Origin of the sequence: Pediococcus acidilactici (assembly GCF_016127815.1) — a bacterium.
GTDB classification, from domain to species: Bacteria; Bacillota; Bacilli; order Lactobacillales; family Lactobacillaceae; genus Pediococcus; species Pediococcus acidilactici.
Genome location: NZ_CP066046.1, coordinates 298535 through 314252, shown reverse-complemented (window position 1 = coordinate 314252; position 15718 = coordinate 298535). Strand labels below are relative to the sequence as shown.

The window sequence follows — 15718 nt, the reverse complement described above, 5'->3', positions numbered from 1 at the left end:
TCCAGTTTTTTGAATCGCGGTGCTGGTAGCTTACGATTGCTACTTTTTAAAATTTCTGACTAAATTACGGCCCTACCTTGGCAATTAATCTTCTTCCGCAATTCGCGCGTGAGGGTTAGGGTGTTTGCGCTGGAAGTCCGCAATGCTGTCATATTCGCCTGCTAATTCGTCCGTCAACCGGATCCAAATTGGTAATAGTTCCCGGTAAACCCCGAAGTTTTCTTGGTTAGGATGGTGTTGGTGTGTAACCCCCACCATTGATTTAACGGCACTGAGGTCGTCAATAATTCCCAAACTCTTCATTCCGATTACAACCGCTCCAAGTGCTGAACTTTCAAAACTTTCCGGAATGTTAACGTCTTGCTCGAAAATATCCGCTAGCATTTGCCGCCATAATTCGCTTCGCGCAAATCCGCCGGTGGCTTGAATTGATTTCGGTTTCCCCGCAACCCCTTCGATCATCAGCATGACCATGTAAAGGTTATAAACAATTCCCTCTAGTGCAGCCCGAACCATGTGTGCTCGGGTATGTTGCCGCGTAAGTCCAAAGAAACTGCCCCGGGCGTTAGCGTCCCAGATCGGTGCCCGTTCGCCACCTAAGTACGGGTGGAATAATAACCCGTCAGCGCCGGCAGGAATCTTAGCGGCAATGTCAGTTAAAATTTCGTACGAGTTAACTTGCATCTGTTCTGCAGTAATTTTTTCTGGAGAAAATAGCTGGTCGCGAACCCACCGGAAAACAATTCCGCCATTATTTACCGGTCCACCAACTACCCATTTGTTATCGTCAAGGTAATAGGTGAACAAGCGACCACGGGGATCGACTACCGGGTGGTCAACCACTACCCGCACCGCGCCCGAGGTACCAATTGTGACCGCCAAAACTCCTGGATCAATGGCGTTCACCCCTAGATTACTTAAGGTTCCGTCACTGGCTCCTAAAATAAACGGCGTATCGGGATTGATTCCGGTCACCTCTGCGTAAGAACGGTCCATCCCAACTAATTGTTCTTCTGGGGTAACTAACTCAGGAAGTTGTTCCCGACTGATTCCAACGGTTTCTAGGGCTAAACTGTCCCAATCCTTTTCAAAAATGTTAAACAAACCAGTTGCGTTGGCTAGTGAATAGTCTTGAACGTATTTGCCGTATAAGCGGAATAATACGTAGTCCTTAATGCCAATAAAATGCTTAGCTTTTTTAAATAATTCTGGTTGATCTTTTTTTAACCAAAGTAACTTAACCATTGGCGACATTGGATGGGTAGGCACCCCGGTGCGCGCGTATAACTTAGCACCTAAGCCGTTTTCCTTAAGTTCTTCAGCTTCCCGGCTAGCCCGGTTGTCTGCCCAGGTAATCACCCGGGTTAACGGTTGGTCGTTTTGATCCATTAAAATCAAACTGTGCATCGCACTGGAAAATGAGACCCCGGAAATTTGGTCAGCCGCAACCCGGCTTTTCCGCATTACTTCCGTCAAGCCACTGATTACCGCGTCAAAAATTTCTTCCGGATCCTCTTCCGCCATGTCCGGAGTTTCTTGATACAAAGGATATGGATTATTAGCGTACGCAATCGATTTTCCCTTTAAATCAAATAAAACTACCTTGGTACTGGTGGTCCCCAAATCAACACCAATCATGTACTTCATCTGTTTCATCCCCTATTTTTCCTGATGGTCAACTGCATGACCGCCGAATTCATTTCGTAATGCCGCAACTACCTTTCCGGTCATCGTATCGTCTTTTTCCGAACGGTAACGCATCATCAGTGCACTCGAAATTACCGGAGTAGGCACCCGTAGCCGTAATGCCTCTTGTACCGTCCATGCTCCTTCACCAGAGCTATGCATTACACCCTTAATTTCATCTAAGTTAGCATCTTTACTAAAGGCATCTTGGGCTAGTTCCATAAGCCAGCTTCGGACCACCGAACCATGGTTCCAAACTTTAGCAACCGCTTCGTTATCATAGTCAAATTGACTTTCACTCAAAACTTCGAAACCTTCCCCAATTGCTTGCATCATGCCGTATTCAATTCCATTATGCACCATCTTTAAATAATGTCCTGAACCTGCTTTACCGGTGTACAAGTAGCCATCTTCAGCGGCAATCGCTTTAAACAGGGGTTCAATTCGAGCAAAGATTGCTTGAGGTCCCCCAATCATAAAGTTACCATTTTGCCGGGCCCCAGCTTTACCACCTGAGGTTCCAACATCAAAGAAGTGAATTCCCCGTTCCTTTAAAATTTCCGCGTGACGAATTGAATCTTGGTAAAACGAATTTCCACCGTCAATTACCACGTCGTCTTCGTCTAGCAACTCACTGAGTTCTTTAATTGTATCGTCAGTGGGTTTGCCAGCTGGTAGCATTGACCAAACGATTCGGGGCTGCGTTAGTCCCTTTACTAAAGATTGAAGATCGGTAACCGTCTTAATTTGGGCCTTGGTTGCCGCTTGGCGCGCCTCGGCAAATAGATCAAAAGCAACCACCTCAATTTGGTGGTCACGCATATTCTTAGCTAAGTTAAGTCCCATCTTGCCTAAACCGATTAATCCAATTTCCATAATAACCCCTCGCTTATCTTCGTATAATTAATTCCATATCCATTCTATGAAAATATTTTACATAAATCAAGCGCTTTCATGAAATTATTTTTCTGAGCTAGATTTAGTGATATACTGAACATAAGTAAACTTGATGGGAGTATCTACACAATGTCAAATTTTGCGTTACGTATTCAGGCGTGCCAAAGCAACTTCAGCGATAAAGAACGCCAATTAGCAACGTTTCTTTTAAAGAATCAAAGTCAAATTAGTCACGCCACCATTTCTGAACTAAGTCAAAAAACTGCGATTTCTACCGCGACCATTTCACGCTTCGCTAAAAATTTGGGGTTTAAAAATTTTCAGGAGCTAAAGTTAAGTCTCGCTCAGACCGAAAATTCCGATAACCTTTTTGCAGAGATTAGTCCTAGTGATTCGCCAGTCACCGTTGCCGAAAAGGTTTTTGCGGCTAACGCAGATGCTTTAAAAGCCACGGTGAAATCCCTTAGCGAAGCTGACTTAGCAACCTGCGTTCAACTCTTATTAGACGCCCAGCAGGTGGGCATTTTTGGACTGGGAGCTAGTAACATTGTTGCCCTGGATGGCTATCATAAATTCCTGCGAACCCCGCTAGACGTGGTTTACGCAAATGATTTTCATATGCAAATCATGGCAGCAACTCGTCTAACTGCTAAGGACGTAATGCTTTTGATTTCGCATTCGGGCGAAGACCGGGATGCGATTGCCTTAGCTAAATTAGCGTTGCAACACCAAGTTCCCTTAATTTTAATCACCAGTTCTGCCAACGCAACCTTAGCTAAAATGGCGGACGTTACCCTAATTTCGGTTGCTGAAGAAGCACTATACCGTTCCGAAGCTCTTCACGCACTAATTGCGCAGATGAGTATCGTGGACGCCCTCTTTATGTCGGTAGCAATCAAGACCAACCATAAAATTGCTTTAAAAATTCACCAAGAAATTAAAAAAACTCGTAAAAATGACCCGTTGTTTTAAAACCAAAAGAAATTGGAACAAAGGACGAGTAATTTACAAGCATTAACTAAAAATTGACCCTCATGCCTGAATTGGGCATGAGGGTCAATTTTTAGGTTACGCGGAACAAACTGACTTTTGGCTCTCCTGAAGTTAAATCACCAAAACAACTTTTTAAAAATCTTTTCATCCTTGTAAAGCAATCTTTAGTTTGTCCCAGCTGCTCCAGAACTTTGAAACAAAAAAATTAGCATTTTTTAGTCGAGGCGTAATCCTTCAAGCGCCTTAACCAGCATTTCACGATCCGCCTTCTTAAAGAACTTAAATTGGCTTGCTTCTAGTTCGTTAAATTCTTCAATCAACATGTAGGCCGTTAAGTAACGCTTTAGTGCGTCCTTGCTTGCGCGAACATCATCGGGGTTATCTAACTTAGAGCCGCTGATTACTGCCAAAGCGAATTCATTCGGGTTAATCTTAATTTTTTTCTCAGCCATCCTTCATTCTCCTTAACGTATATATTTGTGTCTCCGGTATTATATTCCTTAGTTTCTCACTTTTCAAGTAACCAAAAAAATGAGTGGGCCTTCCTCACAAACTAAGGATTGCACCACTCATTAATTTATTGTTTAGGTTCGACTTTGGAAACGTTTAAACCTAAATCAAGCATTTTCTGGTAATCTTCACTACTTACTACCACGCGTTGAACGTAATCAATTTCATCTTCCATAATTAACTTCAGGTTCCCCTTGACTTGGTCCCCATCAAAGGCAGACTCCTCTAAGTAAAGGGTGTTTTTAGATTGCGTGTCTTTTAAAGCATCTAATTCAATACCTAGATAAGTAATCCCTACTTCATCTTCCGGCTTAACAATCTTAGCCACCTGCGCAGCTTGGAATTGGGACATGTTATCATATTTCTCAATAATTTCCTTAGTTTTCGGATCTTCAATCGTAATCAGGTTAATTGAACCTTCGTACAAGTAATAACGTAACCGAACATTTTGATCATTATCAAAGAAATCAATTTCTTGGACGTTATCATCATAGTAAAAAATATTACTGAAAGGCTTACCATCAAAGGTATATTCTTCAATCATATCACGACTGCCATCTACATTAAGGAATTTGATGTCTTGCACTAACCGCCGGGTGCGGGGGAAAACTCGCATTTCTCCAATTACTACTCCGTCTTTAACAATTGTAATGACGCCGTCCCGATTCATAATTATTTCGGCACCCTGTACGGTATCCACTTTATCAAAAAATAGCGAACTGTTTTCGTCGTAATTTCTTTTAGTAACGTAATCGATAATGTTAATCATCTTGGAATATTCTTCTTTTCGCAAACGAACGAAAAGTGGTTCCGGAAATAAAGTAATTAAAGTTCCATTATTTTTTTCTACGCGTTCTTTTTGGGATTTCCAGTTATCCGTTTCTGGTCGTAAGACACTTACCAACTCATAGTTCATTAATCAATTTCCTCCATTTATCAGCAATAACGTGATCACGATAGTTTTCTACAGACTTGAAGATGTCTTCCTTCATTTCTTTGATGTCTCGATCCATCAATTTTTGAATTCCCTTTTCTAATTGACTGACGTCGAAATCTAAGTCTTCTCGTTTAAAGGTCATTAAGTAACCATTTTTACCATCTTCAATTAACTCTAAAGAACCAAAACGAGCGGCAAAGGTAACTACTGGCAGCCCAGCATTTAACGCTTCAATGTAGGTTAAGCCAAATCCTTCAGAGAAGGAAGCCGAAACAAAGGCATCATACTTAGGATAAACTTCGTCAGCGTGATGAGTGAGCCCCCGCATCTTAATATATTTTTTAGCCTGAACCTTTTCAATTAGTTCTTTCAACTTCTTGTCTTCTTCGCCGGCACCGTAGATATCTAAACTAACTTTATTGCCTTGTTTATGTAAGTTAGCCACCGCTTTAACAATTAAGTCAATATGCTTTTCAGATGCTAGGCGAGAAATCGTGACTAATTTAAATTCTTTGTGCGGAGTGCCCTTGACTTGTTTAATTTCGTCATCCACTCCTCCAACCGGAATCGTTACAATTTCCTTTCCCCTATCCGGAAAATCAATTAATAGATCTTTTCTTTGAAGTTCGGTAGCAACCACCATTCGATCAATCCGGTCCATGTGGGTAAGCGCATATTCATAATAGTTATTCCAAAACGGTGCTTTAGGATCATCCCGATCAGCTAAATGATCCGCATGGACAATTTCCACTAGTTTCCGGTTTGGTTTTGGCATATCTTCATCCATTAAAGCAACTTCATTCATTTCTCCACGATCTAGAACGAAGATATTCTTTCCAGAATATAACCGTTCAATTTGATGGAAAAAGTATCTCCGCAACTGGACTGAATTAGGGAAGAAGAGCTCGCCATTAGGTTGATTATATAAATGAATATTTACAATTTGATTACCTTGATCGTTGTGCGGATCCTGTAAAAATTCAAACGCAACTTTTCGCAAATTAGTCTGCGCATCATATAATTCAATCCGGTCAATTCTAACCAGTAAAGGTGGATTTTTCTTTGGATTAGGGAACTTCACATAATGCCGAACGACCCGGATTCCCGCTGAAGTAACTTTATTCTCTAATCGTAAGGTGTTCGTACTATCAATTACGTTCTTACTCTTTACTTTGGTACGCTGCTTTAAACCATGTAATGCATAATCATCACCGTAAACAAAATACTCCCAAATATTAATTACTTGGTCGTCACGTAAGTTCCACTTGTCCATCGCTTCATGTAGGTTATCAACCAGTGCCATGAAGATGAATTTATAATCTAAGTTAGCTTGGTCAAAGCGTTTTGCACGGTAAAATTGGGCGTGTTCTACTCCCGAATTACCAATTCCCATTGCTTCATTAACAAAAAAATTCATATTTTTCCTCCAAAATATAGGATTTCTAAAATTATTTATTTTTACCGCCTATAAAAATGCAATATTTTTGACAGTTCAATAGTTGCATACTTTTCTACCGCGGTTAACCGTTCTTCTTGTGGTGAAAGTAAAACTGTTTTTGGCGATAGTGCGTCAAACGCCATTTTGTTTTTCCTAACCACCTTTTCAAACGACTTAAATGTTGTAGAAATTTCTTTCCGCAATTCCTGTGCTTGCCAATTAGCTCGACTGTCAAACTCCACAAAAATACGTAGGGTATTCTTTTTACCTAAATAAGCTCCTGAATATAGCAGTCGATTACGTAAATAGACTTCTACATCTTCAAAAAAATCGTCTTGGCGGTTCCATATATAGGTGGTATTCATGTAACCACTAGTTGTGGCAACTGCAAACTCACTTTCTGAGGGTTCGATCACTAAATTTTCGAATTCTAATGATCTATTATTCAAGTTAACCAAACTAAGTTGGTAGTGATCCATCTCTTCAGGAACTACAAATTCACCATCTAAATCAATGGTGAGCGGGCCATCAATAATTTCGTCTCGATTATCAAAGAAATCTAACTGGACTTGAACCGATCCCTCGGGAACTACCTCTGCCTTAGCATTTACCTGATACTTAACCCCTCTTTTTAACAACGGTAATTGTGAAAATTCAGAATCACGAATATGGTAATTAAATTTTGATTTCCAAGTGTGGATTCGTTCTCCCGGACTCATCCGCTCATTTTTGAAATAAATTTTGCCTTTTTGATAGTTGATTACCGATCCAAAGCTGTACGTATTATTCATTCGTAACGGCCATCTAATCACAAAATAGTTACTCATCGTCTTCATCATCCTCCTGCGGGCTAAAGTCACGACCGTAGTTGGTTGTTAATATATTTTGGTATTGATTTTTAAACCAAGCACCGAGAGCACCAGTTTGATCATTATGCCGGCCAGTAAATCCTTTATGAATGATCCGCGACGTCGGTGAATGCTTACGTAAGAAGCGATCCAGTTTTTCAAATGCTTCCCCATCGTAATCGTCATCTTTCATATAGACAATTACAAAGTTAGTTTTTGAATGATCATGTTTAGTAAATGAATTCCAAAAAATATCGTCGGCCTGCTTAATATTCTCATCCGCGATTCCACCAGTTAACCGTAATACCACGTCTAAAGAAGTTGGAAATCCGCCAGGTCGGTTGATGCGTTCGTTAGCAGCAATCTCACCTAAGCTAGTTAAGGGCTTACCAACAATTACCCAGTCAGGATTGAGAAACGATGAGTAGTATAAACTAGCAAAGGTTCCCATCGAGAGACCGGATAGGATCAATTCATTTGGTTTAAAGCCTAATTTTTTCAGAGTTGACTGAATAAGATTGACAATTTGGCTCTCTAATTTCTTACCCCCAACGTAGAATGCGCCCCCAAGGATTCGGAAATCTTCAATTAAAAGACTTGGTCCCTTTAAACTCCGCATCATGTACATCCCTTCGACACCGGGATTAAAACGAAAACCGGAAAAGTACACCATCAATGGTGGTTTGAAATCACCGGGATCAAAGTAATGGTACAGCGGTTCTCCCATTGCTTCATCGTCAATTTCCATATCTTCACCAATTAGCAAAGTTCCTCTTCCATCGCGACCCTCGTTTAAAGTAATCGCTCCCATAGTTAGGTCGACATCCTTACCCTTAACCAACAGTTCAACAAGGATGAAGGCCCCATCGTCATTGACTTCTAGTGGAATGTCATTCTTTAGTTGATCATTATCCACCTCTTTGGAATAGTAAATTTGAGCATCCGCGGGGCTTATTAGTGAAACTCGTAACCGAACGTTAGTAGTGGGGTTATTACGTTTGAATTCCGTATGAATTTCCCAGAGCGTATTTCCCCCAACACCGATCGGGCCATCCCAATTAGCCACTCGTTGGTATTCCTCAATATCATTATCTATAATTCTTAGATAATTATGTCCCAATTGTTTTACAGTTCCCTTAAAAAGAGAATCAAATTGGATGTTATCAAAAGTGTATTTAAAACCAAGTTGGTCATTATAAAATACCTCTTTAAATTGCTTGGCCAAATTCTCTGCATTTGGAATGCTAATGAATTGAGCATTTTTCAGGTGGAGCGCCTGAGTAGCTTCCTTAGAAAGTTCCAGCCGGTCATCTATCAAAATGTTATTTGCTGGTAGTTCTTTTAAAAGGCTGCTTTGTTCAGCAGCTAAATATTCTGGTTGGGTAATTAAAAACATATCATGGCGAAAAGCTAAGTTTAGTTCTCCCTTGATGAGCAACTTCTTTTTTTCTTTACCGATTGGCTGATTAACAACTTCCAATGGAACGTCAAAAATTTCAAAGTCGTTCTCAATTAGTTCTGCTAATCCTTCAATCTTGGGCCCCAGATGTATAATTTTCATTTTACTCATAGTGTATCCTTCTCTCCCACCAATCGGATTGACGCCTAAATTCTAGTTGTTCCATATATTTAGCCGTGTTTACCAAGGCTACGTTCCAATTGCCTAATTTTTTCAAATAAAAATCTAGCCCTTGCGTTAAACTGTGCCCCTCTTTAACAATCCATCCGTTTTCCTGATCAATTACAAACGGACTTTCAACATTATTAATTTGGGGAATTCCGGCACTAATCGCATTAAACTGCATTCGTGCGTCATACGGTTCGCCCATATCAACCAAAATTCTTGCGCGTGATAAATCGTCAAAAATTTGATAGTCCTGCGGCTCCACCCTAATAAGGACGTTCGCAATGTCGGTAGCAAATCTCTCCCAGTCAATTTTTTCACTTGGCGCTTCTTCGCCAACCGTTACTGTCATTTCGCCATTCTTAATTGGATGTTCAATTTGCCATTCTTGCCACAGTCGGAACCGTACTTGATTTACTAAATTTTGCACTTCCGTTGCGTTGTTGGGGTTACGTAAAATCTTATCTAAGTTTTCCCGTTCTTCAGCTTCAGTGAGAAAATCGTATTGGCCGATTATCTTGTCCAAAATTTTTGAAGATACGATCCTCGCCTTGTCTTCATCAAGCGTTGCTATTATTAACCCAGTATTTTCATATTTTAAATAATAGTCCATTAATTCATTACACGCGTTTGTAATATTAGAATCATCATTTGCATCACCAATGTTCCAATAAACAATTAGTTGGCGTTCTTCATTACTATTTCCTAAACGCATGTCAGCGCCATACGGATAGCCTAGCTCTAAATGGCTTTGACTACGTTCATCAACTTCAAGCTGAAATTGTTCAAAAATTGCATAATTCGGAACCACAAAGCTAGCTGCTCCCCTAATTTGTGGAGTTAATTTTTTAATATCTGTCGAATCAACCGTTCCTTGGTGATCTAACACATAAGTGACTGGCATCTGCCTTTGAATTTTAAGCATCAGCGGTCGAATCATTTCGCCACTGCTAGCAATTAAGCCATCCGCTTGGGGATCAAATTCGTTTGCAAATTTCTTATTAACAAATTCTAGATATACATCATCCAAACTAGCGTATTCAGTATGGTTAAAATTATCGTAATTACTTAAAATTCGTACAGGGACTTTAGCATCAGGTTCATAACGCAAAACACATTGTCCAACTTCGTCAAACCAATCTTGCCGGACTAATCGATCCTCATCCATATACTTGGTTGAAGCTTTGAATCCACGGTCATCGTAGATATCAAAAAAGTGTTTTCCAGACTCAATGTTTTCCACAGTCTGAACAAACCCTTGACTATTACCAATCAACGTTGCTGCTAATTCATTTCCTCGGTATCCGAGCATTGCCCAAGGCCCCTGGACTATTCGCACGTCATCAGGGATCTCTAAACTCTCCGGGCCAAGCGGCATCCCGTCCGTTCGCTCAATCCCTAAAATGGCGTCCCAGAGGTTCCAAAATGGGAGGTTAGTTAATCCATTTACGTGTAAAAGATACCTTAGATTAGGCAAGAAATTTAGTACCAGTAATTTTACTGGTTTATCCCCGCTATTTAACAAACTGATCAAGTTTTTTAACGGATCGTGATTTAATTCTTTAATATCATTTGTCCATGCTGGGGCAATATAAAACATTCGCTTTACTCCTTATAACTTACAAAAGATCGTACTGCGTTCTTAAGTACATTGTCTTTAGCTGTTCTAACGTAGTGTCCATAATTGTAACCACGATTAAAATACTAGAATACGCAAACGTAAAATTAGTTACGCCCGGTACGTATAACCCAATTATTAATGGGGTTGCGATTACCGTTAAAAAGTATCCGTTGGCAGCTGTACTTAACCTAATTACGTGGTAATTCAAATATTTTTTGGTATCCTTACCTGGCGCAATTCCAAAAATATAGTCTCCCGACTTTTTTAAATTTTCTGCTTGGCGTTCCGTTTGCAGGTTCATAAAACTAAACGCGTAACTTAAGAACACTACGACTCCGCAATAAATTGCAATCCCGACTGGATTACTAAAATTAACGTACGTTTGAGTAAAATGGCTAAAACCACTATCCGGATTAAAATTAGCAATATAAGTAGGCATAATAAACACCGTAGTGGTAAACATGAATGGCATGCTTCCTGAAGTTAAAAAGCGAATTGGTAAGTATGATTCTGAAAAATCATTTTGGATATTTGGCCGCTGTAGCGGAATTCTTAATTCTGCCTTATTGAAAAATACGGTAGCAATAAAGACCACTAATACTGATACTATTAAGGCTATCCAAAGGTTGGTTGAAAACGTCTTAACTTGGTAGCTCCCCACTCCGGGACCGTGCATCACCATCATTGGCATGCTAATGAAGATTCCTGGCATAATCATAACTCCAGCACCGCCGACCCCGTATTTAGTTGTCATGTCAGCCATCCACGATACCATCATTGCTCCCGCAACTAAGACCATGAATGCCGTTGCCACGTTAAAATCAAAGCCCCATAGTTTGACTCCTGAAGGGGTGATTTGATCGCGAATTACAAACATAAATTGTAGTGTTTGAAGTATCGCAATTACTAAAGTAATCCACCGTTGGATATATCCTCGTTTTGAATCACTAATCTTGTCCATTAAATTAGTATTAACCAACTGAACGGCCTGAAATAAAATCATCCCAGTCATGTATGGTCCTAAACCAATCGAAAATAGCGATGCAAACCTATACTGTCCCCCAGTAAGCATTGAAACATTTCTCAATAAAGCTGAACCATTCAATGCTTTACGACTCATTTCAGGATCTAAGCCTGGAACAGCAATTTGCCGGCCTAATTCCATTAAAATAATCATAAACAGCGTAAAGGCAATGCTAGAAACCAACTCTTTTTTTTCACTACTTTTTCTCATGGAAATTCCACCTTAATTGATTCATTTTTACCAACGATCAAATCTGACAACAACATATATTTGATCGTATCGCGCCAAAATGATTTCTTCATTTGTTTAAATGAATTCATGGCCTCTTTTTCGTACTCAAATATCGGGTTATGCTGTCCTAACGCCCGACTAGATACTACCGTTTTTAACTGTGTCAGGTTATCCACTTGTTCAATCCAAGCCATGTCCAACGCCTTTAAAATTGACAGCCTCTTTAAGTAATTTTGCTTAAATTCGTTATCTAAAATTACTTTTTGATCTTCCCATTTTTGTTTTGCAATGTTTACAACGTATTGCTCAATTTGTTCGGGACTTTCCAGAATTTTAGAATCGATTTGTAAATTGTTGTAGTTATAATCCAAATTATTGATGATAAAGTCGCTCAATTTTTCCCTTGTTAGGTTCTTTTGGCGCGCGTATGCTTTAAAAAAGTTATCCCAAATTCGTTGCGTAATTTCAGTCAAGTCCCCATCAGACATTACGTAATCACGAAAATCATAAATCATTTCACGTTGAATCCGTAAGGTATCGTCCATTTTCACAGAACTTTTACGACCTGCTTCAGCTTGTGCATCCGCGGCTTGTTGCGCATGTTCTACAATATTTCGATCGCGCCGTCCTTTTAACGGTTCGCCGTATTTTCTTTTACCATCTTTAAGTGCTTGTGCTAAACGAATTCGATACTTTTCTACCCATTCGGGAGCATTCTCAATCACCACTTTATCGTCAAGTGAAACTAGAAAAATACTTTCTACAGGGTCTCCTTGTCGTCCGGCGCGCCCCCGTAACTGGTCATCTACCCGGCGGCTATCCATTCGTTCCGTTCCAATTACCAACAAGCCGCCCTTTTCTTTTACTCCAGGGCCAAGTTTAATATCAGTTCCCCGACCGGCCATTGAAGTTGCAACGGTAATCGCACCGGCTTGTCCAGCATCAGCAACGATCAGCGCTTCTTTAGACGCACTCTGCGCATTTAAAACGTTATGAACAATCCCATTTTTGAGCAGCACCCGTGAGTATAATCTCGACAACGATAACGAACCCGTTTTTAACAAAACCGGCCGTTGAATTTCATATGCTTTTTTCACTAATTTTATGGTCGCGTCAATTTTTTCGTCCATGGTTGCGTAAACAACGTCGGGACGGTCTATCCGAATATTCGGTTTATGGGTAGGCACCCTTAAGACCGGTAAGTTGTAAACGTCCATAAACTCCCGGGCAGACGTAACCGCGGTCCCAGTCATCCCGGAAAGCTTCTTAAACATCTTGAAGAAATTCTGCAACGTAATTGAAGCCATTGACCGAGTTTGATCAGTAAGGGGGACTTCTTCCTTAGCTTCCATCGCTTGGTGAATTCCAGATTCACGTTTCATCCCCGTCAGTGCCCGACCATTTTCGCTATCTAAAAGCAGTACTTGGTTATCGACCACCACATAATCTAGGTTACGTTTAATCGTATAATTTGCTTGTAGTGCTAATACCAAGTGACGATATAATTCGGACCATTTTGGAGAAACTAAATCGTCTACTCCTAAATACTCTTCTAAATGTTTGATTCCTGCTTTTGTGAACCAAACGCTCTTTAAATCTTCACTAAATTCGTAATCTTTGTCTTTTTGCAAACTTTTTACAATGCGATCCGTTGAGTTAAAAAGGTTCGATTGGACCCGCGGAGAACCCGAAATTACCAATGGCGTTTGCGCAGCATCAAGTAACACGGAATCCACTTCATCAACTAACGCAAAATTTAAATCGTTAAGCTTTTTATCTGTGACATTTTCCACCAAGTTGTCAGTTAAATAATCAAAGCCCAGCGCACTATTCGTTGTATAAACAATGTCATGGTTATAAACCGCATGCATATCTAATTCTTCGTCATCTTCGCTTACTCCGGCCGTACTAGTTAAACCCATCCAGTGGTAAACTTTACCGGTTTCTTCCGCATCCCGGTTTGCCAAATATCCATTTACCGTAACCAAAAAATTACCCGGGCCAGTCAGCCCGTTTAAGTACATTGGCATGGTGGCGGTTAAGGTCTTACCTTCACCGGTATTCATCTGGGCTACTGCTCCAAAGTGTAAAATCACGCCACCTAGCACTTGGTTTTCAAATGGTTTTAGCCCTAAAATTCGGTAATCAGCTTCACGGATGGTGGCGTACGCATCTACCAGAATCGAATCCAAACTTGCACCCTGTGCGAGTTTTTCTCTAAAGAAGGTAGTTTTTGCTTGCAACTGCTCATCCGTCAATTGTTGGTATTCTTTATCTAAAGCTAAAATCTTTTTAGTGATTTTCGAATACTTTCTGAGACGAAAGTCATTAAAATCGAATCTCATCTGTCTACCTCTATTCTTTATCGTACATTCAATGTAACACACCACGTTTATTTTTTACAGGAAGTATGTTACACGACGTTAATTTTTTTGCGATTTTACTTAGCCTATTTACTTTTAAGTAGAAAATTGTTTAAATGGCATTAAGAACAGCTCGTAATTAAAGGAGGTCTTTACCATTAATAATTCGTCCGAACAAAAAAGTCAGCTACTTGAAAAGGATATCGAAAAAAGGGTATCTTATGAGAAGGAAATCCAAACTCCTCCGCGTACACAAAAGAAAAAGAAGGGCCAAGCACCGGAAAAAATTATTTCCGTAGTTTTCTTCTTAATTATCTTAAGTAACTTAGTTTACATGGCCGTTGGTTTCATGCATCACTAACTAGTTCCTATTTTGGATTAGGGACCTTCCGTAATTGAGAAGGTTCTTTTTTATATTCACTGATTTTGTTGTATAAATTAGCCAACGCTTTCATAATTTAACATTCTTGATTTATATTACCCTTTAATGTTACACCCTTAACCAAGATTGTCTGTCTCAAGATTTTAAAAAAACAGCATAAAATAGAAAACTATTTTTTTGCATTAACTAAATTATCATTTATACAAAAACAGCCTTAAAATTATCGGCTCTCACCCAATTAATTTCAAAGCTGCTTAATCTAACCCACGGGGGATTTAAAATAGCTTTGCTAAGCTCTCTTCCCAGCCCATTTCTTTATAGTCAAATTGCTAACCACTGCTTAGTTTAGATCCCTTAACCCGCTTATTTATGTTTAAACCAGGCGCTACTACGTTCTTGGAACCCGTTAAAAATAGTACTAACCTCTCGACCGTGAATTAAGCGGTTACTAAAATAACGGTAGGCCACATAATTTGAAATCAACATTTCAAAATGCCCTAAATTGTAAGAAGCATCTCCCTGTTTGACTTTCAATTCGGCTTCGGTAATTAATTTAACCATAATTCCTAAATACTCGATTAAAACATCCCGAGTCCCCACCATCACACCTAAATTTAGGATTGGTAAATCATTATTTTCCCAAATAAAATCCCTCATGTAGGTGGGGGCATCATTACTAATAATTATCGACGTGTTAAAAATTGGGCTTGTTTCATCACCCATATACAAAATACCCTCTTGTACATTATCAAAAGGATAATTAAGCATTGTTACATCAGCCGCATCGGTTAGGGCAGCTTTTTTAATTTCTGGGTGGGCTTTTAAAAAGTCAAAAGCCAGTAAAAGCCGTTGGAAATACAAAGTTAAGTTAGGAAAATGTTCAAATAAGTCGAGATGAACAATGGTTAGTCCATCATCAACGTGCTCCCTGCCCGGCCCGTTCGTTAATACGTAATAAGGAACTTTAAAATCCGCCAAAGAGTCTGCTTGTTCCTTCACTTTTTCAGCAACGTCTACATTGCTATTGTCTGCTCCGTGAAGTTCATCGACCATATTAACGATGAATTCACTTATTACGACGTTTGGTTCCACTTTCATATAAAACTCCCTCATCTATGCTTTGGCACAACAATTATACCGGCCGTTAAAATTCCATCTCGTTAA

Annotated in this window: 12 protein-coding genes; 1 reads left to right on the top strand and 11 read right to left on the bottom strand. The window is 39.8% G+C overall.

Annotated features, from left to right (window positions below):
• Positions 1 to 84: 84 nt before the first annotated feature.
• Together gntK and gnd are read right to left on the bottom strand one after the other, a co-directional pair.
• Positions 85 to 1656 carry a gluconokinase gene (gene gntK, locus I6H64_RS01565; protein ID WP_005917779.1) on the bottom strand — a complete coding sequence of 524 codons (1572 nt, stop codon included), beginning with the start codon at positions 1654 to 1656 and terminating at the stop codon, positions 85 to 87.
• Between the two features lie 3 nt (positions 1657 to 1659).
• A complete protein-coding gene (gnd, locus tag I6H64_RS01560; protein ID WP_008841102.1) occupies positions 1660 to 2562 on the bottom strand; it encodes a phosphogluconate dehydrogenase (NAD(+)-dependent, decarboxylating) in 903 nt (300 codons plus the stop codon).
• 150 nt (positions 2563 to 2712) lie between these two features.
• Here gnd and I6H64_RS01555 point away from each other — a divergent pair, with 150 nt between their 5' ends.
• A complete protein-coding gene (locus I6H64_RS01555) occupies positions 2713 to 3555 on the top strand; it encodes a MurR/RpiR family transcriptional regulator (RefSeq protein WP_008841101.1) in 843 nt (280 codons plus the stop codon).
• 236 nt (positions 3556 to 3791) lie between these two features.
• Here I6H64_RS01555 and I6H64_RS01550 read toward each other — a convergent pair whose 3' ends face one another.
• From I6H64_RS01550 to I6H64_RS01510, 9 genes are all read right to left on the bottom strand, one after another.
• A complete protein-coding gene (locus I6H64_RS01550) occupies positions 3792 to 4028 on the bottom strand; it encodes a hypothetical protein (protein ID WP_002832187.1) in 237 nt (78 codons plus the stop codon).
• Positions 4029 to 4153: 125 nt separating this feature from the next.
• Entirely contained in the window at positions 4154 to 5002 is an 849-nt protein-coding gene (locus I6H64_RS01545; protein WP_008841100.1) for a hypothetical protein, read from the bottom strand.
• Positions 4992 to 6440 carry a glycosyltransferase gene (locus I6H64_RS01540; protein WP_008841099.1) on the bottom strand — a complete coding sequence of 483 codons (1449 nt, stop codon included), beginning with the start codon at positions 6438 to 6440 and terminating at the stop codon, positions 4992 to 4994. Before I6H64_RS01540 ends, I6H64_RS01545 begins: the two co-directional genes overlap by 11 nt.
• Before the next feature lie 41 nt (positions 6441 to 6481).
• Positions 6482 to 7288: an accessory Sec system protein Asp3 gene (asp3, locus tag I6H64_RS01535; RefSeq protein ID WP_036685155.1), complete on the bottom strand. Its 807-nt coding sequence runs from the start codon at positions 7286 to 7288 to the stop codon at positions 6482 to 6484.
• Positions 7281 to 8879: an accessory Sec system protein Asp2 gene (gene asp2 / locus I6H64_RS01530; RefSeq protein WP_005917792.1), complete on the bottom strand. Its 1599-nt coding sequence runs from the start codon at positions 8877 to 8879 to the stop codon at positions 7281 to 7283. Before asp2 ends, asp3 begins: the two co-directional genes overlap by 8 nt.
• Positions 8872 to 10533 (bottom strand): accessory Sec system glycosyltransferase Asp1, encoded by a 1662-nt coding sequence (gene asp1, locus I6H64_RS01525; protein WP_008841097.1) that lies wholly within the window; start codon positions 10531 to 10533, stop codon positions 8872 to 8874. Before asp1 ends, asp2 begins: the two co-directional genes overlap by 8 nt.
• A 19-nt stretch (positions 10534 to 10552) precedes the next feature.
• Positions 10553 to 11788, bottom strand: a complete 1236-nt coding sequence (locus I6H64_RS01520) for a preprotein translocase subunit SecY (RefSeq protein WP_005918931.1) — start codon at positions 11786 to 11788, stop codon at positions 10553 to 10555.
• Entirely contained in the window at positions 11785 to 14154 is a 2370-nt protein-coding gene (secA2, locus tag I6H64_RS01515; protein ID WP_008841096.1) for an accessory Sec system translocase SecA2, read from the bottom strand. Before secA2 ends, I6H64_RS01520 begins: the two co-directional genes overlap by 4 nt.
• A gap of 763 nt (positions 14155 to 14917) precedes the next feature.
• Complete coding sequence (locus I6H64_RS01510) at positions 14918 to 15652, bottom strand: hypothetical protein (RefSeq protein WP_008841095.1); 735 nt, start codon at positions 15650 to 15652, stop codon at positions 14918 to 14920.
• Between the last annotated feature and the right edge of the window lie 66 nt (positions 15653 to 15718).